The organism is Streptomyces hoynatensis, from assembly GCF_003626535.1.
Taxonomy (GTDB): Bacteria; Actinomycetota; Actinomycetes; order Streptomycetales; family Streptomycetaceae; genus Streptomyces; species Streptomyces hoynatensis.
Window position 1 is genome coordinate 230,259 of sequence record NZ_RBAL01000002.1, and the last position, 23,904, is coordinate 254,162.

The following is a 23,904-nucleotide window of genomic DNA, read 5'->3' on the forward strand; positions in this document are numbered from 1 at the left end:
GGGCGCGCGCGGGCTGAGGCGGGCGCCCCTGCCGCGTAACCGGCGGCGTTCACCCGCCGTAACACGCGCCGCGCACGATGTCCCCATGAGCACCGACCCGGCAGGCGCGGGCGCGGGCCCCCGCCTCCCCGCCGCACCGCCCCCGCCCCCCGCCGCGCCAGGCCCGGGCGCCGCCTCCGGCCCCGAAGCCGCCGCCCGCCCGGCCGCCACGGGGCCGCGCCGGGACTCGGCCACGGACACGCACTGCCCGTACTGCGCGCTCCAGTGCGGGATGAGCCTGCTGCCCGACCCCAGCGCCCCCGGCGGGCTCGACGTGCGGGAACGCGCCGCGTTCCCGGTGAACCGGGGGGCGCTGTGCGGCAAGGGGCGCACGGCACCCGCGGTCCTCGCGCCCGGGGCGCGCCTCACCGAGCCGCTGGTGCGCCGGGAGCCGGGCGGCGCGCTGGAGCCGGCCGGCTGGGAGGAGGCGCTCGACCTGGTCGCGGCGGGCCTCGGCCGCGCCCGCGAGCGGCACGGCCGGGACGCGGTCGCCGTCTTCGGCGGCGGCGGGCTGACGAACGAGAAGGCGTACGCGCTCGGCAAGTTCGCCCGGCTGGTCCTCGGCACCTCCCAGATCGACTACAACGGCCGCTTCTGCATGTCCTCGGCCGCGGCGGCCGGCACCCGCGCCTTCGGCGTGGACCGCGGGCTGCCGTTCCCGCTCGCCGACATCCCCCGCACCGGCTGCGTCATCCTCGTCGGCGCCAACCCGGCCGAGACCATGCCGCCCGCCCTGCGCTACTTCACGGAGCTGCGCGAGCGCGGCGGCAGGCTGATCGTCGTGGACCCGCGCCGCACCAGGACCGCCGAGCAGGCCGACCTGCACCTCGCGCCCCGGCCCGGCACCGACCTGGCGCTCGCCCTCGGGCTGCTGCACCTGGTGGTGGCCGAGGGCAGGACCGACGAGGAGTTCATCGCGGAGCGCACCACGGGCTGGGAGGCGGCCAGGGCCGCCGCGATGGCGCACTGGCCGGAGTACGTGGAACGGGTCACGGGGGTGCCCGTTCCCCAACTCCGCGCCGCCGTGCGGATGTTCTGCGAGCCGGAGAGCGGCATGGTGCTCACCGCCCGCGGCCCGGAGCAGCAGTCCAAGGGCACCGACACCGTCGGCGCCTGGATCAACCTGTGCCTGGCCACCGGGCGCGCGGGCCGCCCCCACTCCGGCTACGGCTGCCTCACCGGCCAGGGCAACGGCCAGGGCGGGCGCGAGCACGGGCAGAAGGCCGACCAGCTGCCCGGCTACCGGCTGCTGACCGACCCGGCGGCCCGCGCCCACGTGGCCGCCGTGTGGGGCGTCGACCCACAGGAGCTGCCGGGCCCCGGCCGCAGCGCCTACGAGCTGCTGGACGCGCTGGGCCGGGACACGCCCGACGGGATCAGGGCGCTGCTGCTCATGGGCTCCAACCCGGTGGTGTCCGCCCCGCGCGCCGCGCACGTCGCCGAGCGGGCCGCGGCCCTGGACTTCCTCGCCGTGTGCGACGTGGTGCTCTCGGAGACGGCGCGGCTGGCCGACGTGGTGCTCCCGGTGACCCAGTGGGCCGAGGAGACCGGCACCCTCACCAACCTGGAGGGCAGGGTGCTGCTGCGCCGCAGGGCCGTGGCGCCGCCGCCCGGCTGCCGCGGCGACCTGGAGATCCTGCACGCGCTCGCCGCGCGGCTCGGCTGGGAGAAGGGCTTCCCTGCCGACCCGGAGGAGGTCTTCGAGGAGCTGCGGCGCGCCTCGGCCGGCGGCAGGGCGGACTACTCGGGGATCACCTACCGGCGGATCGCCGAGGAGGACGGCGTCTTCTGGCCCTGCCCGCAGCCCGCCGACCCGGCTGACCCGCCGCACCCGGGCACCCCCAGGCTGTTCCTCGACCGGTTCGCCACCCCGGACGGCAGGGCCAGGTTCGCCGAGGTGACGCACCGCCCGGCGGCCGAGGAGCCGAACGAGGAGTACCCGCTGCTGCTCACCACGGGCCGGGTGCTCGCGCAGTACCAGTCGGGCGCGCAGACCAGGCGGGTGGCCGAGCTGAACGCGGCGGCCCCCGGCCCGTTCGTCCAGCTCCACCCGCGGCTGGCCGAGCGGATCGGCGCGGCCGAGGGCGACCGGCTCGCCGTGATCTCCCGGCGCGGCCGGGCCGTGGCCCCGGCCAGGATCAGCCGGGACATCAGGGCGGACACCGTGTTCATGCCGTTCCACTGGCCGGGAGAGGGCCGGGCCAACACGGTGACCAACCCCGCGCTCGACCCGGTGTCCCGGATGCCGGAGTTCAAGGTGTGCGCGGTGCGGGTGGAGCCGGCGGAGCCGGACTGAGCGGCGGGGCGCCCGAGTTGCGGGCCGCGCGCCGCGCGGCAGGATGGACGGCATGGAAGACCTCACCCGGCTCGCCGAGGAGTACCTGGCCCTCGCCCGTCAGGCGGAGCACGGCCGCAGCGCCCACCTTTTCCTGCACGACGGGCCGTTGCGGCAGAGCGTGATCGCGCTGACCGCGGGCTCGGAGCTGGAGGAGCACAACGCGCCGCCCGCGGCGAGCCTGCAGGTGCTGCGCGGCCTGGTGCGGGTGGAGGCCAGGGAGGGCTGGGAGGCGGAGCTTGAGGCCGGGCAGCTGGCCGGGATTCCCCAGTCGCGGCACAGCGTCCGGGCGCTCCAGGACTCGGTGCTGCTGCTCACCTCGGTCACGGCGACCCCGGAGCCGCTTCAGGTCACCGACGCCCGCCGCCACCCGAACATCGCCTGACCGGCCCACGGCCCCCGCCGCTCCCCGCCGCTCCCGCCGCCGGCCCCCGTTCCCGGTCGCCTCCGCCGCTGCCGGCCGCTCCCGGTTCCTCAGCCCTGCGGGCGCGCGCCCTCGCGGTGCCTGGCGGGGGACACCCCGCGCTCCCGCTTGAACGCCGCGCTCAGCGCGAAGGCGCTGCCGTACCCGACCCGGCGCGCCACCCCGGCCAGCGTCGTCTCCGGCTCCCGCAGCAGCTCCGCGGCCAGGTCGAGCCGGCGGTTGGTGAGGTAGGTCATCGGCGGCTCGCCGACCAGCGTGGTGAAGCGCCTGGCCAGCGCGGCCCGCGACACGCCCGCCTTCGCCGCCAGGGAGGCCACCGTCCACGGGTGCGCGGGCAGGTCGTGCATCAGCCGCAGCGCCCGGCCCACCACCGGGTCGCCGTGCGCCCGGTACCACTCGGGGGCGGCGGCCTGCGGCCTGGCGAACCAGGACCGCAGCACGGATATCACCAGCAGGTCGAGCAGCCGGTCGAGGACGGCCTCCTGGCCGGGCGCGTCCCTGGTGATCTCGGCGGCGAGCAGCGGCACCAGGGGCCGGTCCCAGTCGGCGGCGGGCAGCGTGAGGACCCGCGGCAGGGCCCGGGTGAGCCCCCCGGTGACCTCGCCCCGCAGCTGGTACGTGCCGACCAGCAGCTCCGTCGTCTCCCGCCCGGCGCCCTCCGGGGGCACGGTGCCCCAGGTGCGCAGCCCCAGGTCGAGGGCCTCGCACAGGTCGGTGCCGTCGGGGGCCACGCAGCAGCCGCCGGGCAGCACCGTCGCGGAGGGGGCGGTGCCCGGCGCGTCGGCGACCACGTAGGGCGTGGGGCCGCGCACCAGCGCGACGTCCCCGGGACCGAGCCGCTGGGGGGCCTCCCGGCGGGCCGGCCCGCCCGCCGCGTCCGGCCCCTCGCCCGGCCCGCCACCCTGCCCCGCGCCCGGCTCGGGCTCCGGAACGATCCACGCCTCGCCCCGCGTCACGCACAACACGGTCAGCGGGGCCTGGTCCGCGACCCGCAGGGCCCACGGCGGGGCGAGCAGCGTACGCAGCAGGAAGGCGCCGCGTGCCCGCGGCCCCTCCAGCAGGCTGGCCAGTGCATCCATGCCCGCAAGCCTAGGCGGCCGGGGGTCCGTGGACGGCGGCGTATGCGGCCGAGCGCCTCGGCCATGGGCATCTCGCCCGCGGCGGGCTGGACTTGAGCCATGAGCAGCGCACCGGGCCAGGGCCCGGGTGCCGGCAGGTGCCGGCCACGACGGCGCGCGAGGACACCGCTGCCTCCGCACGGACGTGCAGGGGCGCGCAGGGACGGCGAGGGAGAGAAGGCCATGGCGAATGACACGAGGGCACCCGGGGCGCGGGCGAGCGAGGCGGCGGCGCGGGAGGCGGGCGCACCGGGCCCGGGGGCCGGTTCCGGCGCCGCGGAGGAGCCGCGGGCGCAGGCGCGCGTCCTGGTGGCGAGCGGCACCGGCAAGACCGGCCGCCGGGTCGCGGCCCGCCTGGCCGGCGCCAGGATCGGCACCCGCAACCCGGCCGGCCGGGATGCCGTCGCCTTCGACTGGTCACGTCCGGAGAGCTGGGGGCCCGCGCTCGACGGCGTGGAGGCCGCCTACCTCGCCTACTACCCGGACATCACCGCGCCCGAGGCCGCGGACGCCCTCGGCGCCTTCGCGCGGCTCGCCGCGGCGCGCGGCGTGCGCAGGCTGGTGCTGCTGTCCGGGCGCGGCATGGAGGGCGCCGCGGCGGCCGAGCGTGCGGTGCGGGAGGCCGGGACCGGGTGGACGGTGCTGCGGGCCAGCTGGTTCGCGCAGAACTTCAGCGAGGAGTTCCTGGTCCACGAGGTGCGGGCGGGGGAGTTCACGCTGCCGGCGGTGCCCGGCCTGGTGGAGCCCTTCGTGGACGCCGAGGACATCGCCGACGTGGCGGCCGCGGCGCTGACCGCCCCGGACGGCGCGCACGCCGGCCGCGTCTACGAGCTGACGGGCCCGCGCGCGCTGAGCCTGGAGGAGGCCGCCGCGCGGATCTCCGCGGCGGCGGGCCGCGAGGTGCGCTACCGGCCGAGCGCCCCGGGCGCGTACGCCGGCCTGCTGGCGGCCCAGGGGCTGCCGCCCGAGGTGGCGGGGCTGCTGAGCGAGCTGTTCTCCCAGGTGCTCGACGGCCGCAACGCCGCGCCCACCGGGGACGTCGAGGCCGTACTCGGCCGCCCCGCCCGGGAGTTCACCGCCTACGCCCGCGCCGCCGCCGCGGCGGGCGCCTGGTCCTGAGCCCGGCCGGGCCGCCTCCGGGGCAGGGCGCCCGCGCGGAAGGCGCCGGTGAAACGGGGGAGATCCGGGAAGCGAAGGACCTGCGCGGGACCCGGGGAGGGCGGGCGACGGGCTGCCACCGGCCGCCCGCCCGGTGTTACCTTGGCGCCGTGAGTGCCGCCGCGAACGACACACCGCAGGACGACGCCGTGGCGCGGCAGCGCGCCTCCGACGCCGACCGCGAGCAGGCCGCGCGCCTCATCGGCGAGGGCCTCGCCGACGGGCGGCTGACCGTGGAGGAACACGGCGAACGCCTCGACGCGGTGTTCGCGGCCAAGACCCTGGGGGAACTCGCCCCGCTCACCGCCGATTTGCAGCGCCGCCCGCCCGCCGTGGCCGGCCCGGGGCGCGGCCTCGTGGTGGACGAGGGCGCCGCGGCGGCCACGGAGGGCGAGGTCGACCGGGTCGTGGCCGTCTTCCGCGGCGCCTCCCGCGACGGGCGCTGGCTGCTCGGCCCGCAGACCCGGGTCGCCGCGGTGCACGGCGGCGTGCACCTCGACCTCAGGCGGGCCGTGCTGACGCACAGGTCCGTGGAGGTCCGGGTGCTGTGCGTGATGGGGGGCGTGACCCTCACCGTGCCGCCTGGCGTGCGCGTCGTGCACTCGGGCACCACCTTCTCCGGCCGCACCCGCATCGACCGCAGGGTGACGGAGGTGACGGACCCCGAGGCCCCCGTCGTCCACCTGACCGGCCGCGTGCTGTGGGGCGCCCTGCACGTCCGCTGCAAAGAGGGCCGCTGACCCCGGGTTCCGCGCCCGCCGCCGGGGCCAGGCGCCGCTACCAGACCTCGCCGTCGCGCCAGTCGCAGACCAGCTCCCCCGAGGTGTCCAGGCGCGGCGGCCCGCCGGCCTCCGGGTAGACGTAGATCCCGCCGTCGTCCTCCTGGGTGCGCGCGATGCCCAGCGGGGTGAGGGCGAAGGTCGGCCCGCCCCACCGCCGCCAGCCGCGGGCGGCGTAGAACTCCCCGGCGCCCTCGGCCGCTGAGAGCGCCCCCAGCTCGTACGCGCCCCGTATCAGCCGCTCCAGCGCCCCCATCAGCGCGGCCCCGTGCCCGCGCCGCCGCCGGTCCGCCCGCACGGCCACGGCCTCCACGTAGCCGGTGCGCAGGGCCCGGCCGCCGTGCAGCAGGCGGCGCTGCACGAGGGCGGCGTGCCCGATCAGCTCGGCGCCCTCCCACAGCAGGGCGTGGGTTCCGCCGAGGGCGTGCTCCCAGTCGTGGGCGGTGAAGTCCCCGGCGAAGGCGTCCTCCAGGAGCGCGCGGGCCGCCCGCCGCGTGGCCGCGTCCAGTTCGGCGGTGTGGGCGGTGTGCATCCGGCTCATTCGGGCGCTCCTCCCGGCTTCCCCTGCTGGCCCACGCTGGTCGTCCGGCCGGGGAGCCTATGGCCAACTCCCTTCAAAGCAAGGGGAGTTAAGCCTGAGATAAGGGACAACTCGGAGCCGCTTAACCCACCGGCCCACCGACGCGCCCCCGACCCGCGTCCCGCGCACGGGCCCCGCGCACAGGCTCCCGCCCGCAGGGCCCCGCGCGCCCGGCCGGCCGGTGAGACGCGCCGGGGCCGCCCGCGGTTCCGGCCTGCCGCCGGGCCGTGGGCGGCCCCGGGGGAGGGCCGGGGGCTGCCGGGCGCGCGGTTACCGCGCCGGGTCGGGCTGGCGTTCCGCGGGCCTGCCCTGGGCGGCGGCCTGCTCGCCGCGCTGTGCCCGCTCCGTCTCGTTGAGCAGCTGGTGGGCGGTGGCCAGGATGGCGATGCCGAGCAGCAGGGTGCCGGCGCCGAGGTAGAACGGCACGTGGATGTTGGTCGCCTCGACCAGCTTGCCCGCCGCGTAGGGCGCGAGGCCGCCGCCGATGAAGCGGACGAAGCCGTAGGCGGCGGAGGCCACGGGCCGCTCGACCGGGGCGACGGTCATCACGGCCTGGGTGGTCACCGTGTTGTTGATGCCGATGAAGACGCCCGCCACGATCACCGCGGTGACCAGGACGGCCACGTGCGTGGTCCAGATCGCGATGACGAGGATGACCACGGCGAACAGCGCCAGGTTCGCGTAGAGGGTCCTGGCCAGGCCCAGGCGGCGCTGGAGCCAGGGGGCGCCGAAGACGGAGAAGAAGGCGACGAGGATGCCCCAGCCGGTGAAGACCAGGCCGAGCCTGATGGCGCTGAGCCCCATGGGGAAGGGGGCGTAGCCGAGGACGGTGAAGAAGGCCCAGTTGTAGCAGAGGGCGGTGAGCGAGAGGGTGAGCAGCCCGCGGTGCCGCAGCGCGCGCAGCGGGTCGGCCAGGCTCGTCTTGCGCGCGGGGGTGGGCAGGGGCTCGACGAGGATCAGGGTGGCGATCAGGGCGATGGCCATCAGGGCGGAGACGCCGAAGAAGGGGCCGCGCCAGCTGACGTCGCCGAGCAGGCCGCCCAGCAGCGGGCCGACGGCGATGCCCAGGCCGAGGGCCGTTTCGTAGAGGATGATGGCGCCGCTGAACCCGCCGCTCGCGGAGGCCACGATGACGGCCAGCGAGGTGGCGATGAACAGGGCGTTGCCCACGCCCCACCCGGCGCGGAAGCCGACGATGCCGTTGATGCTGCCCGAGGCTCCGGCCAGGGCGCTGAAGATGACGATGACGACCAGGCCGACGACCAGGGTGCGCTTGGCGCCGATGCGGCTGGAGACCCAGCCGGTGATCAGCATGGCGACCGCCGTCACCACCAGGTAGCTGGTGAACAGCAGGGTGACCTGGCTCGGCGAGGCGTCGAGGTCCTCGGATATGGCGGGCAGGATCGGGTCCACGAGGCCGATCCCCATGAACGAGACCACGCAGGCGAAGGCGACCGCGAAGACCGCCTTGGGCTGCTTGAACGGACTGACGCTGGCTGTCTGCCCTGCGGAAGGGCCACTCATGTAGGTGCTCCGTTGGGGACGTCGGGGGTGGGGTCGGGGACGGGAGCGGGTGGGGAAGCGGTCGCGCCGGGGCGAGGCTGCTCCTCCGGCTCCAGCCGGGTGAGCGCGTCGATGGCGGGAAGCGCGGCGGCGAGGGCGGACCTCTCGTCCGGGCTCAGCCGGTCGAGCAGCTCCTTCAGCCGCTCGGCGCGCAGTTCACGGCGGCGGGCGAGGGTCGCCCGGCCCGCTTCCGTGAGGTGGACCAGGACCACGCGGCCGTCGGAGGGGTCGGTGGCGCGGGCGGCGAGGCCCGCCTCCTGGAGCCGGGAGACGAGCTGCGTCATCGCGGGCTGGGTCACGCCCTCGCGGGCGGCCAGCTCGGTCAGCCGGTGCGGCCCCGTCCGCTCGAGCGTGGACAGGGTCGACACGGCGGTGAGCGAGAGCTCGCTCGGGGCGCTCAGCCTCCGGAACAGCCGGAAGAGGCGTTGCAGCGCGTTCGCCGTCTCCGTGGAGAGATCCATAACACCTTTATATCATGTGCTTATGTATTTTGGTGGGGGCCGGGGCGGCGGGCGGGCGGGGGCCGGATCGTTGCCCAGGGCAGGGCTCACACCCCGGGCCCGGGGGCGCTGAGGGCAGCGTTGCCTCAGGGAAACGGACGTGATGCGGCCGGGTAACAGCGGCCACGCACCCTGCTGGACATGGCCAGGCAAGAACAGGTGGTGATCGTGGGCGGCGGGATGGCCGGCGCCCGGCTCGCCCGGCATCTCGGCGCCGCCCCCGGCGGCGGCCCCGCGGTCACCGTGCTGGCCGAGGAGCCGCACCCCGCCTACAACCGGGTGCTGCTCGCCGACGTCCTGGCCCGCAGGTACCCCGCCGAGGTGATCGCGCTCCCGCGGCCCGCGGAGAGCGTCAGCTGGCGGGCCGGCACCCGGGTGGCGCGCATCGACCGCGCCGCGCGACGCGTGGTGTGCGAGGACGGCGCGGAGGTGGCGTACGACACGCTGGTGCTCGCCACCGGCGCGAGCGCCGTCCTGCCGCCGCTGGTGCGCGCCGGCGCGCCCGGCCTGCCCGAGCGCGTGTACGCCTTCCGCACCCTGGACGACTGCCTCGCCCTCGACCGCGCCCTGACCGAGAGCGCCGCCGTCCCCGAGAGCGTCGCCGGCCACGGAAGCGCCACGGGCCCCGGGAGCACCGCCGGCCACGGAAGCGCCGCCGTCCCTGGCGCGCCGCGCGCGGTGGTGATCGGCGGCGGGCTGCTCGGCGTGCTCGCCGCCCAGGCCCTGACCCGCCGCGGCGCCCGCGTCGTCCTCGCCCACCAGGGCGAGCACCTCATGGAGCGGCAGCTGGACCGGGGCGCCGCCGCCCTGCTGCGCGCCCACCTGACCGCGAGCGGCGTGGAGGTCCACACCGAGTGCCGGGCCAGGCGCCTGCACAGCGCCCCCGGCGATCCCGCGGCCAAGGCCCCCGCCGTGACCGCCGTGGAACTCGCCGACGGCTACCGCCTCGACGCCGACCTGGTCGTGCTGGCCTGCGGGGTCCGCCCGCGCGCCGGCCTGGCCAGGGCCGCGGGGCTCGACCTCGGTCCGCACGGCGGCGTCGCCGTCGACGACCGGCTGGCCACCTCGGACCCGGCCGTGCACGCCATCGGCGACTGCGCCGAGCACGGCGGCCTCCTCTACGGCCTGGCCCAGCCCGCCCAGGACCAGGCCGACGTCCTGGCCGGCCTCCTCACCACACGGCCGGGCGCCCGCTACCGCGGAACCCGCGCCCTGGTCCGGCTGACCCTGCACGAGGGCACCCCGCGCGAGGGGACGCCGCGCGAGGGGACCCACGAGGGGACCCCGCGCGAGGGCCCCCTCGACCTGGCGGCCTTCGGCCGCACCACGCCGATGCCGGGCGACGACGTCGTGCACCTGGCAGACGGCACCCGCGGCGCGTACCGCAAGCTCGTCGTCCGCGGCGATCGGCTGCGCGGGGGCATCCTGCTCGGCGATCTCGGCAGCGTCGGCACCCTGGCCGGCACCTGGGAGGCCGACCAGCCGCTGCCCGCCACCGCCCCCCTGCTGCACCTGCTCACTCACGACGGAGGGTACTGACGCATGTCCACCGCCACCGCCGCCCGCACCGGCGCCGCCCGCACCGCCCCGACCACGGGCGCCGCGGACGCCGCGGGCACCTCCGCGGAGAAGGAGACCATCGTCCTGGTCGGCCACGGCATGGTCGGCCAGCGGTTCCTGGAGGAGCTCGCCGACCGGGGCGTGACCGGCAGGGCCCGCGTCGTCGTGCTGTGCGAGGAGCCGCGCCCGGCCTACGACCGGGTCCACCTCACCTCCTGGTTCGGCGGCACCGCGGCCGAGGAACTCTCCCTCGTGCCCGAGGGGTTCATGGCCGAGCACGGCATCGAGCTGCACCTGGGCGACCCGGCCACCGCCGTGGACCGCGAGGCCCGCACCGTCACCGCGCGCTCCGGCCGCGTCTTCCGCTACGACACCCTGGTCCTGGCCACCGGCTCCTTCCCCTTCGTGCCGCCGGTCCCCGGCCGGGAGGCCACCGGCTGCTTCGTCTACCGCACCATCGAGGACCTGGAGGCGATCAGGGCGTACGCGGAGGGCGCGCGCACCGGCCTCGTCGTCGGCGGCGGCCTGCTCGGCCTGGAGGCGGCGGGGGCGCTGAAGGGCCTGGGCCTCGAAACCCACATCGTCGAGTTCCACCCCCGCCTGATGGCCCTCCAGGTCGACGAGGGCGGCGGCGCCGCGCTGCGGCGGACCGTCGAGGACCTCGGCCTCGTCGTGCACACCGGCGTCGGCGGCCAGGAGATCACCGCGGGCGAGGACGGCGCGGTGACCGGCATGGTCCTCTCCGACGGCGCCACCGTCCCCACCGACCTGGTGATCTTCTCCGCCGGCGTGCGGCCACGCGACGAACTCGCCCGCGCCGCCGGCCTCCCCGTCGGCGAGCGCGGCGGCATCGTGATCGACGAGCGCTGCCGCACCGCCGACCCGGCCGTCTTCGCCATCGGCGAGTGTGCCCGCGCCGCGGACGGCATGGTGTACGGGCTCGTCGCCCCCGGCTACGAGATGGCCGCCACCGCCGGCGAGACCCTCGCCGCCGCCGCCCCGGCCGGCGCCGGGTTCACCGGGGCCGACACCTCGACCAAGCTGAAGCTCCTCGGCGTCGACGTCGCCTCCTTCGGCGACGCGCACGGCACCGCGGAGGGCTGCCTCGACGTCGTGTACGCGGACTCCCGCTCCGGCATCTACAAGAAGCTCGTCATCGGCCGGGACGGCACCCTGCTCGGCGGCGTCCTCGTCGGCGACGCGGAGGCGTACGGGCTGCTGCGCCCGCTGACCGGCTCGGTGCCGCCCGCCGCGCCGGAACAGCTGGTGCTGCCCGCCGGGCTGGCGCCGCCCACCGCGCTCGGCCCGGCCGCGCTGCCCGACGAGGCGGTCGTCTGCAACTGCCACAACGTCACCAAGGGCACCATCAGGGCCGCCGTCTCCGCCCAGGGCTGCTCCAGCGTGCCCGAGGTCAAGAAGTGCACCAAGGCGGGCACCGGCTGCGGGAGTTGCCTCAAGGTCCTGGGCCAGCTCGTGAACGACGAGCTCGCCGCCTCCGGGGTCGAGGTGGACACCGGCCTGTGCGGCTGCTTCGCACACACCAGGCAGGAGCTGTACGAGATCGTCCTCGCGCTGCGCCTCACCTCCTACCGCGAGCTGCTCGACGGCCACGGCCGCCCGGAGGCCCGCGGCGGCGAGGGCTGCGAGATCTGCAAGCCGGCCGTCGCCTCGATCATCGCCTCGCTCGCCCCGGCGATCGGCGCCCAGGGCCACGTCCTGGACGGCGAGCAGGCCGCTCTCCAGGACACCAACGACCACTTCCTGGCCAACCTCCAGAAGAACGGCTCCTATTCGATCGTCCCCCGGGTCCCCGGCGGCGAGATCTCCCCCGAGAAGCTGATCGTCATCGGCGAGGTGGCGCGGGACTTCGGGCTCTACACCAAGATCACCGGCGGGCAGCGCATCGACATGTTCGGCGCCCGCGTTGACCAGCTGCCGCAGATCTGGGCCCGGCTGGTGGCCGCCGGATTCGAGTCCGGCCACGCCTACGGCAAGGCCCTGCGCACCGTGAAGTCCTGTGTCGGCTCGACCTGGTGCAGGTACGGGGTGCAGGACAGCGTCCGGATGGCGATCGACCTGGAGCTGCGCTACCGGGGCCTGCGCTCCCCGCACAAGCTGAAGTCCGCGGTCTCCGGCTGCGCCCGGGAGTGCGCCGAGGCGATGGGCAAGGACTTCGGCGTGATCGCCACCGCGAACGGCTGGAACCTGTACGTCGGCGGCAACGGCGGCGCCACCCCGCGGCACGCCGACCTGCTCGCCCAGGACCTCTCGGACGCCGAACTGGTCCGGCTGATCGACCGCTTCCTCATGTTCTACATCCGCACCGCCGACCGCCTGGAGCGCACCTCGGTCTGGCTGGAGCGCATCGAGGGCGGACTCGACCACGTCAGGGACGTGGTGGTGCACGACTCGCTCGGCATCTGCGCCGAACTGGAGGAGCTGATGGCGGCGCACGTCGCGAACTACCGGGACGAGTGGGCCCAGACGCTCGACGACCCCGAGAAGCTGGCCCGTTTCGTGTCCTTCGTGAACGCGCCCGGCGCGCCCGACCCGGCCGTCAGGTTCGTTCCCGAACGCGAGCAGGTCAAGCCGGACCTGACCATCCTGGCCGGCCCCACGCTGCCGGTCCGCACCCTGGAAGGGAGCAGCACGCGATGAACGGCACGATCGGATACGCCGACCCCGCGGCGGACGCGCCGGCGGAGCCCGCCGGAGGCCCGGCGGAGCCCGCGGCCGGCTCGGTGGAGATCGAGACCCCGGACGGGCGGTGGGTGCCCGTCTGCGGGCTCGCCCAGCTGACCCCGGGCCGCGGGGTGGCCGCGCTGCTGCCGGGCGGCGGGCAGGCCGCGCTCTTCCTCGACCGCAGGGGCCGCACGTACGCCATCGGCAACCGCGACCCGTTCACCGGCGCCTACGTCCTCTCCCGCGGCCTGCTCGGCTCCACCGGCAGCGCCGGCCCCTTCGTCGCCTCGCCGCTGCTCAAGCAGCGCTTCGACCTGACGACGGGGCGCTGCCTGGACGACCCGGAGAAGTCCGTCCCGGTCTACGCCACCCGCCACCTGCCCTGAGCGGCACCCGCCCCGAGCCGCCCCCCGCCCGCGCCGGGGTCCAACCCCCCCGGCGCGCCGGCCGGGTTGCCCGACGCCCGCGTCCCGCGGCCCGCGCCCGCGCCCGCCCGCCGGGGCGGTCCCGGTGCCGGGGCGGTCCCGGTCGGGGTCCCGGTGGCGGGGCGGGCTCCGGCGGGCGGGCCGGTCAGATGAGGCCGCGGCGGGCCGCCTGCCAGGCCAGCTGCATGCGGGTGGCCGCGCCGGTGCGGGCCATCAGCTGCTGGACGTGCCGCTGCACCGTCCGCCTGCTGAGCCCGAGCTGGCTGGCGATCGCCTTGTCGGTCACCCCGGCGACCAGCAGCGAGAGCAGCTGGCTGTCGACGGGCGCCAGGGAGCCCTCGCCCCCGGTGCCCTCCGTGCCGGTCACCTCGCCCGAGGCGCTGACCCGCAACGGCACCCCGCCGTCCCAGTACCGCTCGAACAGGGCGACCAGCGCGTCCAGCAGGCTGCTGCCCCGGACGATGGCCGCGGTCACCTCCTCCTCGCTGCCGTGAGGACCGCCAGGCACCAGCGGGCAGACGGCGACGGCCCGGTCCACGATGGCCAGGCGCAGCGGCAGCGTGGGCACCGCGCGGGCCATTTCGCCCGCCCTGATGCCGTCGGCCACGTTCTCGACCGAGCCCGCGTCGTCGAAGAACTCCCGCTCGTACAGCACCCGGTAGCGCACCCCGCGGGCCAGGGCGTCGTACTCGTCGGTGTTGCTGCCCGAGGGCATGGCCACGTACTGCGCCTTGCAGAACCACAGCATCTCGTGCCGGGCGCCCTCCTGCATCCGCCGCAGGTGGCCGCGGAGCGCGCGGGCCCCGGTGACCACCTCGATCAGCTGCCCGGCGTCGTGGCGGCGCCGCGTGCCCCGGTAGGTGTCGAGCAGGTCGGTGACGGCGGCCCTGGCCCGCTCCACCGCGTCGGCGCGCCGCTGGAGCTGCGGCAGCAGGGCGATGTCGGGCGGCGTGGCGGCGAACGCGGCGGGCGCGCGCCCGGCGGCTTCCACCAGCCCCTTGCCCTCCAGGCCCGCCAGCACCTGACGCGTGCGCGCCGGCGTGAGCCCGGCGCGCCGTGCGATCTCCTCGGGGGTGGCGCTGCGCACCGTCACGAGCAGCCGGTAGACGGCCTCCTCGTCCTCGTCCAGCCCTGCCGCCTCCAGCATGCCCAGCTCCCCTCACCGCCCGTCCGCGCCGGTCCGCGGCCCCCTTGCCCGGACTTCTGCGGAGAAATTATGTACGAAACCGGCAACTCGCGTGTCGTAAGGGAGACATGTCGCCACTGCGACACCGGAAGGGGCGTGACACGCCGCGCCCGGCGCGCCGAGTCTGTCCTGCAACTCGCCGCCTTTCCCCTGCCCGCGGCGGGCCCAACGAGAGGTGAGGTGAAGCTGCCATGAGACGTTCCAGCCCCCTGGCCGGGGCGATCCTGACCGGGCTGCTGCTGGCCGGCGTGGTGTCACCGGCCGCGGCGCGGACCGCGGAGGGCGCCGGCGCCACCGCCTCCGCGCGGGAGGCCGCGGGTGAGGCGGCGCCCGCGCGGGTGCGGCTGGTGACCGGGGACACGGTCGAGGTCACCGACGCCGGCGGCGGGCGGCGGACGGCCCAGGTGCTGCCCGGGCCCGGCCGCGAGGACGTCACCTTCCAGGTCTGGGAACAGGACGGCGAGCTGACCGTGCTGCCCGCGGACGCCTGGCCGCTGATCGCCACCGGCACCCTGGACGCCCGGCTGTTCGACGTGAGCGGGCTGCTCGCGCAGGGCTACGACGAGGCGCACGCCGACGCGCTGCCGCTGATCGTCTCCGCCCCGCAGGGGGACGGGCACCGCCGGGCCGCGTCGGCCGCCCGGGAGCTGACGGCCCTGCACGACGGATCGGCGCCGAGCCTGGAGCTGGAGAGCATCGACGCCAGGTCGGTGCGGATCGCCGCGGACGACCTCGGGGAGTTCTGGGCCACCCTGGCCGCCCCCGCCGAGGAGAGCGCGGCCCTGGCGGCGGCGGAGGCCGCCCCGCACGTCTGGCTCGACGCCCGGGTGGCGGCCGAACTCGACCGCAGCACCGCCCAGATCAACGCCCCCCAGGCGTGGCAGGCGGGGTTCACCGGCAGCGGCGTCACGGTCGCGGTGCTCGACACCGGCGCGGACGCGGACCACCCGGACCTCGCGGGCCGGATCTCGGCGGCCCGTGACTTCTCCGGCAGCGGCAGCACCGGGGACGCGTTCGGGCACGGCACCCACGTCGCCGCCACCGTCGGCGGCAGCGGCGCCGGCTCGGACGGCGCGCGGCGGGGCGTGGCACCGGACGCGGACCTGCTGATCGGCAAGGTGCTCGGGGACGACGGCTACGGCACCGACTCGATGGTGATCGCCGGCATGGAGTGGGCCGCCGCCGAGGGCGCCGACGTCGTCAACATGAGCCTGGGCGACGACACGGCCACCGACGGCACCGACCCGCTCAGCCTCGCGCTGAACGAACTGACCGAGAGCAGCGGCGCGTTGTTCGTGGTGGCCGCGGGCAACAACGGCGAGGCGGGGCCCGGCACGGTCGGCTCGCCCGGCGCCGCCGACGCGGCCCTGACCGTCGGCGCGGTGGACCGCGAGGACGGCCTCGCCCCGTTCTCCAGCCGCGGGCCCCGGGAGGGCGACGGCGCGGTCAAACCCGACCTCACCGCGCCCGGCGTCGGCATCGTCGCCGCCCGGGCGAGCGGCACGACCCTGGGCGACCCGGTGGACGAGCAGTACACGTCGCTCTCCGGCACCTCCATGGCCACCCCGCACGTGGCGGGCGCCGCCGCGCTGCTGGCCCAGGCCCATCCCGACTGGGACGCGGGCGCGTTGAAGGACGCGCTGATCTCCACCGCGGAACCGGCGCCCGGCACCCTGGTCACCGAGCAGGGCGGCGGCCGCGTCGACGCGGGCGCCGCCGTCACCGGGCCGCTCACCGCCACCGGAACCCTCGCCTTCGGCCCCTTCGAGGCGGGCGGCGACACGGCGGGCGAGAGCGCCACGCTGCGCTGGACCAACGGCTCCTCCGCGCCGCTCACCCTGCGCCTGACGGCGCACCTGGAGACCGCGGGCGGCCGCGAACTGCCCGAGGGCGCCCTCGCCCTGTCGGCCGACTCGGTGGAGGTTCCGGCGGGCGGCACGGCCGAGGTGGAGCTCACGGCCGACCCGGCCGGGGTGGGGCGCGGCGACTACTACGGCTACGTCACCGCCGCCACCCCCGACGGCGGCACCGTCGTCCACACCACGGTCGGCCTGGTCGTCAACGGCCCCGTGCACCGGATCACGCCGACCGTGCTCGATGAGGAGGGCGAGCCGATCCCCGGCGCCCTGCCGCTGATCTGGGGCCCCGACGGCTTCGCCGGCTACGACGTGCGCGACGGGCGGCGCGGCGCGGACGTCGAGGAGGGCACCTACGTGCTCGCCGACTTCACCGAGAGCCTGGACGCCGACGGCCTGCCGCAGTACCGCATGGTCTACCTGCCGGAGGTGGCGGTCACCGAGGACACCGACATCACCCTCGACATGCGGGAGACCCGGCCGGTCACGATCAACACCCCCGAGCCCGCCGAGCAGCGCACCTACCTGACCTTCCAGACCCACCGGGAGCTGGACGGCCACAGCTGGAGCAACTTCGTGCAGTACCCGATCGGCGAGTCCCGGCTCATGGTCAACTCGGCGCCGCACGTCGCCGAGGGCTCCTTCGAGTTCGCCGTGCACTGGCAGCTGACCGCGCCGCTGCTGACCGCGCGCGTGCGCGGCGGGGCGGACCTCGACGCCTTCTACCTGCCCTCCTCGCCGCTGTTCGACCGGCAAGGAAGCGCCCTGCGGGCCGTCGACGCGGGCAGCGCCGACGCGCCCGACTTCGGCGGGGCCCGCGGCGCGCTCGCGATCGTGCGCGGCGACCCAGGCGGCTACGCCGAGTTCACGGCCGCCGCGGCCGAGGCCGGGGTGGCGGCGGTCGCGCTGGTGGCGGACGAGGGCCACACCCCGTGGAGCCGCTGGAACCCGTCGGGGACGCGGTGGTCGGTGCCGCTGGTGCGGATCGGCGCCGCCCAGGGCGCCGCGCTGCTGAGCCGCGCGGAGCGGCGGCGGACCGAGGTCGTCTTCTCCGGCACGGCACAGAGCCCGTACCTGTACGACGTGATGCAGGTGGAGACCGACGCGCTGCCCGCCCGCATCGAGGACACCGTCTCGGCCCGCAACACCGCCCGGATACGCACCACGTACGCGGACACCGGGTCGGCCTGGGGCACCGCGCACCGCCTGGCCTGGCGGCCCTACCAGAGCACGGCCGTGGTCGACCCGCCCCGGTACGTGCCGATGGGGACGACCCGCACCGAGTACCTCACCGCGGGCGACACGGTGTGGCAGCACTACGTGCACTACACGGTGCCCTACCTGGTCGGCTTCCCGGTGACGGGAACGGCGATGCGCAACGCCCCCCGCGCCTACCACCAGGGCGAGCGGCTCGCCGAGGAGTGGTTCGGGGCGGTGACGCGCCCGGCCGTGCCGGTGGGCACCGCCACCCCCACGGTCCGGGTGGGCGACACGATGCGGCTGCGCATCCCGGCCTTCGCCGACTCGGGCGACGGCCACTGGAGCCCGGGCACCGCCACGGCCACGCTGTACCGGAACGGGACCGAGGCGGGGCGGGCCTCCGGCTCCTCAGCCGACGTCGAGGTGGCGCCCGGCCGGGCGGACTACCGGCTCGACCTGGACACGGAACGGGCCGAGGAGGACTGGCGCTTCGGCACCGCCACCCGGACCTCCTGGTGGTTCTCCTCGGACACCGCCGCCCAGGAGACGCCGCTGCCGCTGCTCCAGCTCGACTACGAGACCGGAACCGACGCCGCCAACACGGTGCACGAAGGCCGCCGGCACACCCTCGGCCTGTCCGTCCGCCACCAGGAGGGACTGCCCGCGCCCCACGGCGTGTCGGTACGGGTGGAGGTGTCCTACGACGACGGCGAGACCTTCGCGGACGCGGTGCGGGTGCGGGAGCGGGGCCGGAACGCGTTCGCCGCCGAGCTCGCCAGGCCCGCCGGGCTGCGCGGTGACGCCTGGGTGACGCTGCGGGTCACCGCCTCGGACGACCGGGGCAACCGCGTGCGCCAGACCGTGGAACGCGCCTACCTCGACCGCGGCTGAGGCCCGGGGTGGCGGGACCCGCCGGGCCCCGCCACCCCGCGGCCCCGCCACCCCGCCGCCCCGCGCCGCGGGCCCCCGTGGCCGCGGCCCCGGGGCGGGCGCGGCCGGGGGCGGGGTACGGCCCCGGTCCCGGCGCGGGCGTTCAGGCGAAGGCGATCGCCTCACCCGTCGCCAGCGCCGCCGTCGCGTCCAGCTCGGCGGCCAGGGCGCCGAGCTTCGCGCGGACCCCGCCCACCGCGTCGTCGCCCAGCACCAGCCGCAGCGGCGGGTTCGGCATGCCGAGGACGGTGAGCAGCGCCCTGGCCGCCTTGTCCGGGTCGCCAGGCTGCTTGCCCCGCACGTCGTGGAAGCGGCCGCGCAGCGCCCCCACCGTCTCCCGGTACTCGGGCAGCGGCTCAGGGGTGCGCGTGGTGCCGACGAACTCGGTGTGGAACGAGCCGGGTTCGACGAGCAGCACCCGGACGCCGAGCGGCGCGAGCTCGGCCGCGAGCGCCTCGCTCGCCTGCTCAAGCGCGCCCTTGGCCGCGCTGTAGGCGCTGGTCCCGGCGAAGGCCACCAGGCCGCCCAGGCTGCTGACCTGCACCACCGTGCCGGAGCGCCGCGCCCGCAGCTGCGGCAGCACCAGCCTCGTCAGCCGCGCCGGCCCGAAGAACATCACCTCCATCAGCCGCCGCAGCTCCTCCTCCGCCGTCTCCTCGAAGGAGCAGACCAGGCCGCTGCCGGCGTTGTTGACCAGCACGTCGATCCCGCCGAACGCCTCCTGCGCCGCCGCCACGGCCGCCGCGCAGCGCGCGGGCTCGGTCACGTCGAGCCGCACCACCCGCAGCCGTTCCGGGTGTTCGGCGGCCAGCTCCGCCATGGTCTCCGGGCGGCGCGCCCCGGCCACCACGGCGTCGCCCGCGTCCAGCGCCGCCCGGGTGAAGGCGGCCCCGAGGCCGCTGTTGGCCCCGGTGATCAGCCAGCGGCGCGGCGTGGCGGGCGGCTTTCCTGCGGTCATGGGCACTCCTCGGATCGGCGGGCGTAGGCGACTGCCACCGCCGACGATGCCGCCGGGACCCCCGCCCCGGCCATGGCCCGAAGGTGGAACGCCGCGAGACGGGGCGGCACCCGCCGCCTCCGGCGCGCCTTGTGCCCGCCGCGGCGGGCGGCTTATAACGGCGGGGTGGCTGCCGCATCACCTCCCGGGAAGCACCGCCCCGCCCCCGCGGCCCGAGCGCCCCGGCGGCTGCCGGAGGGCCCGCTGGCGCCCGGGGACTACCGCCGCCTCTTCCTCCTCATCGAGTCCGTCGACCAGGCCCCCGACCTCTGCGCCTTCCTCAGCGGCCTGCACGCGGCCCTGCGGGACTGGTTCGGCTATCCCGCCCTGGCCGTCGGGCACGGCAGGACCCTCGCCGAGGCGCTGCCCGCCGGGCACGGCGGCCACGGCGACCACTCGCGGGCGTTCCTCGCCCGGTACGCCGAACGCTGGGCCGCCGCCACCGACCCGTTCCGCGGCGCCGCCGCGAGGCGCCTGCTGGCCCAGCGGCGCGTCGTGACGCTCCGGGAGCTCTGCCCGGGCCGGGACCGGGCACGGCACGACTACGTGCAACGCTTCCTCGCCCCGCACGGCGTCGCCGACCGGGTCGGCATGGTGGTCGAGGGCGGCAGCGAGGGCGTGGTCTTCGCGGGCGCCGCCGTCGCGGGCCCTGGGCCCGTCCCCGCGCGCGACCTGGCCGCCCTGCGGGCGCTCAGCCGCCACCTCGCGCCCCACGTGGCCGGCCAGCTGGCCAGGCACCGGGCCGCCGCCTCGGCCGCCGACGGGTTCGGCCTCACGCCGCGCGAGCGCGAGGTGGCCGCGCTCGTGGTGCAGGGGCTGACCAACGAGCAGGTGGCCCGCCGCCTGTTCATCGGCGTCGGCACGGTGAAGAAGCACCTGACCCGCGTCCTGGCCAAGACCCACACCACCACGCGCACCCAGCTCGCCATCCGCTGGCGCGAGCGGTAGGGGGCGCGAACGCCGCGGCGCGGGCGCGGAGTTCAGCCCTCGGCCGGGGCGGCCTCCGCCGCCTCGGTCCCCGCCGCCTCGGTCCCCGCCGCCTCGCCCGGCTTGCCGAAGGCGTGCGGGTGCGTCTCCTCCCGCACCGCCTCGAACTGCTTGCGCACGGCCGAGCCCACCGCCAGGTCCTCCTCGCCGGGCTCGTGCGTCAGCCCGCGCGCCGAGGGCCACGGCGGCGGCTCCTCGGCCGTGAGCGAGCCGTCCGCCACGCCCTGCGCCCAGGCGGCCTGGCGCGCCGCGCCCAGCGCCGTGTAGTCGGCCGGCTCGGGGACCACCACCGTCGCGCCGAACAGCGCGGGCGCCAGCTCCCGCACCGCGGGCAGCTCGGCCGCCGCGCCCAGCAGGAAGACCCGCTCGATCCGCACCCCGCGCCCGCGCAGCACCCCGGCGGCGTCCGCGAGGCCGCACAGCATGCCCTCGAAGGCCGCCCGCGCCAGGTGCTCGGGCTTCATGCTCTCCCGCCGCAGCCCGCTCAGGGTGCCCGCGGTGTGCGGCAACTCCGGCGTGCGCTCGCCCGCCAGGTAGGGCAGCAGGACCAGGCCGTGCGCGCCCGGGGTCGAGCTCAGGGCCAGCTCGGAGAGCCCGGCCAGGTCGCGGCCGAGCAACTCCGCGGCGCCGCGCAGCACCCGGGTCGCGTTCAGGGTCCGCACCACCGGCAGGTGGCGGCCGGTGGCGTCGGCGTAGGAGGTGATGGTGCCCGAGGGGTCGGTCAGGGCCTCGTCGTGCACCGCGCAGACCGAGCCGGAGGCGCCGAGCGAGACCACCGCGTCGCCGGGACCGAGCCCGAGGCCCAGGGCGGCGGCCATCGTCACGCCGGTCCCCGCCGAGATCAGCAGCCCCTCAGGGGTGCGCCCCGCGGCCTCGGCCGGGCCCAGCACCTCGGGCAGCGTCGCCGGGTGGCCGAGCGCCAGCTCCGCCAGCTCGTAGCGCCAGGACTCGGCCACGGCCGACCAGTAGCCGGTCGCCGAGGCGGCGCCCCGGTCCGTCGTCCAGCGCGGCGGCCGGCCGAGCAGCTGCCACACGAGCCAGTCCTGGGGCTGCAGTACGGTCGTCGCCCGCCTGGCCGCCTCGGGCTCCTCTCTGGCCAGCCGCCGCAGCTGCGTCACCGGATGCCCCGCCTCAGGCACCGAGCCGACGGCCTCGGCCCAGGCCGCCCGCCCGCCCAGCGCCTCCACCAGGCCGAGCGCGGCGGAACGGGCCCGGTCGTCCGCCTCGCACAGGGCAGGCCGCACCGGCTGGCTGTCCGCGTCGAGGGCCACCACGCCCTGCTGCGCCGCCACCCCGATCGCGGTGACCTCCTCCAGCAGCCCGCCGCCGGCCGCCTCGCCGAGCGAGAGCAGCCAGCTCTCCGGGGTCGCCTCGCCGGCCGGATGGTCGGCGTGGGCCTGCCTGATGACCTGTCCCGTCTCCGCGTCGCAGACGACAAGGCGGGAGTAGGCGGACGAGCTGTCTAGACCGGCGACAATTCCCATGACGTCAGATGATGCCTCATTCGGCGGACATACATTCCGACGAGCGGCCGAGACCCCGCCCGGCGCGCCGCCGCCGGTCACCCACGATCCCGCTCGCTCCCGTCCGGACCCGAAGGAGCCCCAAAGGGCGCCTCTTCGGTCCGGCCCTTTCGGCGCCGGGACGTCGGAACGGCCCGCGCCCGGCCCCCCGCCGGGGAAGCCGGGCGCGGGCCTCACGCTCCAGGCGCGCCGCCGGCCCGGGGGCGCCTTCGGCACGCCCCGGAAGCCGGGCGCCTCAGACGCCGCTCTCCGCGGCGTGCGGCTCGGCGACCACCGCGGCGGCCGCCGTCTGGGGCCGCCGGTTCTCGCGGCGCTCGCGCACCCACCGCACCACGGGCTCGGTCCACCGGGTGGCGAACGGGCCCACGACGACGAGGATCAGCACGTACGCCGTCGCCACCGGCGCGATCCGCGGCTCGGTCGCCGCGGCCAGGCCGGCGATGACGATGGAGAACTCGCCGCGCGCCACCAGCGCCCCGCCCGCCCGGAACCGCCCACGCGGCCCGATCCCGGCCCGCCGTGCCGCGTACCAGCCCGTGGTGATCTTGGTGAGCGCGGTGACCAGGGCGAGCAGCAGCGCGGGCAGCAGCACCGGCGGTATCTCGCTCGGGTCGGTGGACAGCCCGAAGAAGACGAAGAACACGGCGGCGAACAGGTCGCGCAGCGGCGTGAACAGCCGGCGCGTGTGGTGCGCCACCTCGCCGGACAGCGCGATGCCCACCAGGAACGCGCCGACCGCGGCCGACACCTGGAGCCGCTGGGCGACCCCGGCCACCAGCAGCGTCAGCCCGAGGACGACGAGCAGCAGCATCTCCGGGTTGTCCGAGGAGACCGCCTTGCTGATCACCCGGCCGTGGCGCAGCGCCACGTACAGCGCGACGCCGGCGGTGCCCAGGGCGATGGCCAGGGTGAGGCTGCCGCTGGCCAGGCCGACCCCCGCGAGCACCGTGGAGAGCACCGGCAGGTAGACCGCCATCGTCAGGTCCTCGATCACCAGCACGCCGAGGATGACCGGGGTCTCGCGGTTGCCCAGCCGGTTGAGCTCCGTGAGGATCTTCGCGATGACGCCCGAGGAGGAGATGTAGGTGACGCCGGCGAGCGCGAGGGCCCCCACCGGGCCCCAGCCGAGCAGCAGCGCCGCCACCGCGCCCGGCGTCGCGTTCAGCACGAGGTCGACGATCCCGGAGGGGTACTGCGTCCTGAGCGAGTCCACCAGCTCGTTCGCCGTGTACTCAAGGCCGAGCATCAGCAGCAGGAGGATGACGCCGATCTCGGCGCCGACCTCGATGAAGTCCTCGGTGGTGGAGAGCGGCACCAGGCCGCCCTGCCCGAAGGCGAGGCCGATCAGCAGGTAGAGGGGGATGGGCGAGAGTCCGAGGCGGCCGGCGAGCCGCCCGACGAGGCCGAGGCCGAAGACGATGGTGCCGAGCTCGATCAGCATGGTGGTCGTGTCGTGCATCTTTATCCCCCGGCGATGATGTCGGCCAGGTCGTCGACGCCCTCCCGGGTGCCGACCACCAGCAGCGTGTCACCTGCCTCAAGGCGGTAGTCGGGCGAGGGCGAAGGGTGCGCTCCCGTCCTGCGGAGCACGGCCACGATGGAGACGCCGGTCCTGGTCCTGGCCCGGGTGTCGCCGAGCGGCCGGCTTCGGTAGGGGGAGTCGGGTTCTATGGGGATGCGCTCGGTGACCAGGTCGAGGCCGAGCTCGTCGCCCGGCAGCACGGGGTCGGCGTTCTGCCGCATGAGCACGGAGGCCAGGCGCTCGGCCTCCTCCGCGTCCAGGGGGACGGTCCCCTGGCAGGCGTCGGGATCCTTCGGATCGTAGAAGCTGATGAAACGACGGCCGTCCTCGTGGGCCACCACGGAGATGTGCCGTCCGTCCCGGGTGGCGATGTCGTACTGGGTGCCGACGCCCGGCAGCGGAGTGCGCCGCGTCACCATCTGATCTGCCTCCTTAGGTACGGTTTCCACAACCCTTGCGCCCCTCGCCCGCCCGGCCACGATCGATCCCTCCCCGGCCGCCGGACCTCACCCCGGCCCGCGGCGGGCGGGCGAAATCCCC

General features: G+C 76.6%; 18 protein-coding genes. 9 read left to right on the top strand and 9 right to left on the bottom strand.

Annotation, left to right across the window (positions count from 1 at the left end; all coding sequences use genetic code 11):
• Window positions 1-85 precede the first annotated feature (85 nt).
• A complete protein-coding gene (locus D7294_RS04460; protein ID WP_120675705.1) occupies window positions 86-2,335 on the top strand; it encodes a molybdopterin oxidoreductase family protein in 2,250 nt (749 codons plus the stop codon).
• A 43-nt stretch (window positions 2,336-2,378) separates the two neighbouring features.
• On the top strand, window positions 2,379-2,759 hold the full coding sequence (locus D7294_RS04465) for a cupin domain-containing protein (protein ID WP_174248266.1): 381 nt from the start codon (window positions 2,379-2,381) through the stop codon (window positions 2,757-2,759).
• A gap of 89 nt (window positions 2,760-2,848) precedes the next feature.
• On the opposite strand, the gene D7294_RS04470 is transcribed toward D7294_RS04465, so the two are convergent.
• Window positions 2,849-3,877: an AraC family transcriptional regulator gene (locus tag D7294_RS04470; protein ID WP_120675709.1), complete on the bottom strand. Its 1,029-nt coding sequence runs from the start codon at window positions 3,875-3,877 to the stop codon at window positions 2,849-2,851.
• Between the two features lie 222 nt (window positions 3,878-4,099).
• On the opposite strand from D7294_RS04470, the gene D7294_RS04475 reads away from it, so the two are divergent.
• Both D7294_RS04475 and D7294_RS04480 read left to right on the top strand, forming a co-directional pair.
• Window positions 4,100-5,035, top strand: coding sequence for an NmrA family NAD(P)-binding protein (locus tag D7294_RS04475; protein ID WP_120675711.1), 936 nt, complete (start codon window positions 4,100-4,102; stop codon window positions 5,033-5,035).
• A gap of 149 nt (window positions 5,036-5,184) precedes the next feature.
• Window positions 5,185-5,814 (top strand): DUF1707 SHOCT-like domain-containing protein, encoded by a 630-nt coding sequence (locus tag D7294_RS04480; protein WP_158674565.1) that lies wholly within the window; start codon window positions 5,185-5,187, stop codon window positions 5,812-5,814.
• Window positions 5,815-5,851: 37 nt separating this feature from the next.
• Here the strand turns inward: D7294_RS04480 and D7294_RS04485 are convergent, their stop codons facing one another.
• From D7294_RS04485 to D7294_RS04495, 3 genes are all read right to left on the bottom strand, one after another.
• Window positions 5,852-6,394, bottom strand: a complete 543-nt coding sequence (locus tag D7294_RS04485) for a GNAT family N-acetyltransferase (RefSeq protein ID WP_120675713.1) — start codon at window positions 6,392-6,394, stop codon at window positions 5,852-5,854.
• A 309-nt stretch (window positions 6,395-6,703) separates the two neighbouring features.
• Entirely contained in the window at window positions 6,704-7,957 is a 1,254-nt protein-coding gene (locus tag D7294_RS04490; RefSeq protein ID WP_120675715.1) for an MFS transporter, read from the bottom strand.
• Window positions 7,954-8,457 carry a MarR family winged helix-turn-helix transcriptional regulator gene (locus D7294_RS04495; protein ID WP_120675717.1) on the bottom strand — a complete coding sequence of 168 codons (504 nt, stop codon included), beginning with the start codon at window positions 8,455-8,457 and terminating at the stop codon, window positions 7,954-7,956. Before D7294_RS04495 ends, D7294_RS04490 begins: the two co-directional genes overlap by 4 nt.
• Before the next feature lie 180 nt (window positions 8,458-8,637).
• Here D7294_RS04495 and D7294_RS04500 point away from each other — a divergent pair, with 180 nt between their 5' ends.
• The 3 genes from D7294_RS04500 to D7294_RS04510 all read left to right on the top strand — a co-directional run bounded on the left by D7294_RS04500 (window position 8,638) and on the right by D7294_RS04510 (window position 13,124).
• Window positions 8,638-10,035, top strand: a complete 1,398-nt coding sequence (locus D7294_RS04500; RefSeq protein WP_120675719.1) for an NAD(P)/FAD-dependent oxidoreductase — start codon at window positions 8,638-8,640, stop codon at window positions 10,033-10,035.
• A 120-nt stretch (window positions 10,036-10,155) separates the two neighbouring features.
• Window positions 10,156-12,714 (top strand): nitrite reductase large subunit NirB, encoded by a 2,559-nt coding sequence (gene nirB, locus D7294_RS04505; RefSeq protein WP_241562136.1) that lies wholly within the window; start codon window positions 10,156-10,158, stop codon window positions 12,712-12,714.
• Entirely contained in the window at window positions 12,711-13,124 is a 414-nt protein-coding gene (locus D7294_RS04510) for a nitrite reductase small subunit NirD (RefSeq protein WP_120675723.1), read from the top strand. Before nirB ends, D7294_RS04510 begins: the two co-directional genes overlap by 4 nt.
• 184 nt (window positions 13,125-13,308) lie before the next feature.
• Here D7294_RS04510 and D7294_RS04515 read toward each other — a convergent pair whose 3' ends face one another.
• Window positions 13,309-14,310, bottom strand: a complete 1,002-nt coding sequence (locus D7294_RS04515) for a helix-turn-helix transcriptional regulator (protein WP_120675725.1) — start codon at window positions 14,308-14,310, stop codon at window positions 13,309-13,311.
• Between the two features lie 230 nt (window positions 14,311-14,540).
• On the opposite strand from D7294_RS04515, the gene D7294_RS04520 reads away from it, so the two are divergent.
• Window positions 14,541-18,296, top strand: coding sequence for a S8 family serine peptidase (locus D7294_RS04520; protein ID WP_120675727.1), 3,756 nt, complete (start codon window positions 14,541-14,543; stop codon window positions 18,294-18,296).
• Between the two features lie 142 nt (window positions 18,297-18,438).
• Here D7294_RS04520 and D7294_RS04525 read toward each other — a convergent pair whose 3' ends face one another.
• Entirely contained in the window at window positions 18,439-19,293 is an 855-nt protein-coding gene (locus tag D7294_RS04525; RefSeq protein WP_120675729.1) for an SDR family NAD(P)-dependent oxidoreductase, read from the bottom strand.
• Window positions 19,294-19,458: 165 nt separating this feature from the next.
• On the opposite strand from D7294_RS04525, the gene D7294_RS32845 reads away from it, so the two are divergent.
• Complete coding sequence (locus D7294_RS32845; protein WP_241562100.1) at window positions 19,459-20,280, top strand: helix-turn-helix transcriptional regulator; 822 nt, start codon at window positions 19,459-19,461, stop codon at window positions 20,278-20,280.
• A gap of 32 nt (window positions 20,281-20,312) precedes the next feature.
• Here D7294_RS32845 and D7294_RS04535 read toward each other — a convergent pair whose 3' ends face one another.
• The 3 genes from D7294_RS04535 to D7294_RS04545 all read right to left on the bottom strand — a co-directional run bounded on the left by D7294_RS04535 (window position 20,313) and on the right by D7294_RS04545 (window position 23,783).
• Window positions 20,313-21,803, bottom strand: a complete 1,491-nt coding sequence (locus tag D7294_RS04535) for an FGGY family carbohydrate kinase (RefSeq protein WP_120675732.1) — start codon at window positions 21,801-21,803, stop codon at window positions 20,313-20,315.
• A 274-nt stretch (window positions 21,804-22,077) separates the two neighbouring features.
• Window positions 22,078-23,301, bottom strand: a complete 1,224-nt coding sequence (locus D7294_RS04540) for a cation:proton antiporter (protein WP_120675734.1) — start codon at window positions 23,299-23,301, stop codon at window positions 22,078-22,080.
• A 2-nt stretch (window positions 23,302-23,303) separates the two neighbouring features.
• The gene (locus tag D7294_RS04545; protein ID WP_120675736.1) at window positions 23,304-23,783 is read right to left on the bottom strand and encodes a cation:proton antiporter regulatory subunit; all 480 of its coding nucleotides are present in this window, start codon (window positions 23,781-23,783) and stop codon (window positions 23,304-23,306) included.
• Between the last annotated feature and the right edge of the window lie 121 nt (window positions 23,784-23,904).

What these genes read in the sequence shown, in the direction of transcription:
- D7294_RS04460 (WP_120675705.1), top strand. Translation starts at nt 86, where the DNA reads ATGAGCACCGACCCGGCAGGCGCGGGCGCGGGCCCCCGCCTCCCCGCC.
- D7294_RS04465 (WP_174248266.1), top strand. Translation starts at nt 2,379, where the DNA reads ATGGACGGCATGGAAGACCTCACCCGGCTCGCCGAGGAGTACCTGGCC.
- D7294_RS04470 (WP_120675709.1), bottom strand. Translation starts at nt 3,877, where the DNA reads ATGGATGCACTGGCCAGCCTGCTGGAGGGGCCGCGGGCACGCGGCGCC.
- D7294_RS04475 (WP_120675711.1), top strand. Translation starts at nt 4,100, where the DNA reads ATGGCGAATGACACGAGGGCACCCGGGGCGCGGGCGAGCGAGGCGGCG.
- D7294_RS04485 (WP_120675713.1), bottom strand. Translation starts at nt 6,394, where the DNA reads ATGAGCCGGATGCACACCGCCCACACCGCCGAACTGGACGCGGCCACG.
- D7294_RS04490 (WP_120675715.1), bottom strand. Translation starts at nt 7,957, where the DNA reads ATGAGTGGCCCTTCCGCAGGGCAGACAGCCAGCGTCAGTCCGTTCAAG.
- D7294_RS04495 (WP_120675717.1), bottom strand. Translation starts at nt 8,457, where the DNA reads ATGGATCTCTCCACGGAGACGGCGAACGCGCTGCAACGCCTCTTCCGG.
- D7294_RS04500 (WP_120675719.1), top strand. Translation starts at nt 8,638, where the DNA reads ATGGCCAGGCAAGAACAGGTGGTGATCGTGGGCGGCGGGATGGCCGGC.
- nirB (WP_241562136.1), top strand. Translation starts at nt 10,156, where the DNA reads ATGGTCGGCCAGCGGTTCCTGGAGGAGCTCGCCGACCGGGGCGTGACC.
- D7294_RS04510 (WP_120675723.1), top strand. Translation starts at nt 12,711, where the DNA reads ATGAACGGCACGATCGGATACGCCGACCCCGCGGCGGACGCGCCGGCG.
- D7294_RS04515 (WP_120675725.1), bottom strand. Translation starts at nt 14,310, where the DNA reads ATGCTGGAGGCGGCAGGGCTGGACGAGGACGAGGAGGCCGTCTACCGG.
- D7294_RS04520 (WP_120675727.1), top strand. Translation starts at nt 14,541, where the DNA reads ATGAGACGTTCCAGCCCCCTGGCCGGGGCGATCCTGACCGGGCTGCTG.
- D7294_RS04525 (WP_120675729.1), bottom strand. Translation starts at nt 19,293, where the DNA reads ATGACCGCAGGAAAGCCGCCCGCCACGCCGCGCCGCTGGCTGATCACC.
- D7294_RS04535 (WP_120675732.1), bottom strand. Translation starts at nt 21,803, where the DNA reads ATGGGAATTGTCGCCGGTCTAGACAGCTCGTCCGCCTACTCCCGCCTT.
- D7294_RS04540 (WP_120675734.1), bottom strand. Translation starts at nt 23,301, where the DNA reads ATGCACGACACGACCACCATGCTGATCGAGCTCGGCACCATCGTCTTC.
- D7294_RS04545 (WP_120675736.1), bottom strand. Translation starts at nt 23,783, where the DNA reads ATGGTGACGCGGCGCACTCCGCTGCCGGGCGTCGGCACCCAGTACGAC.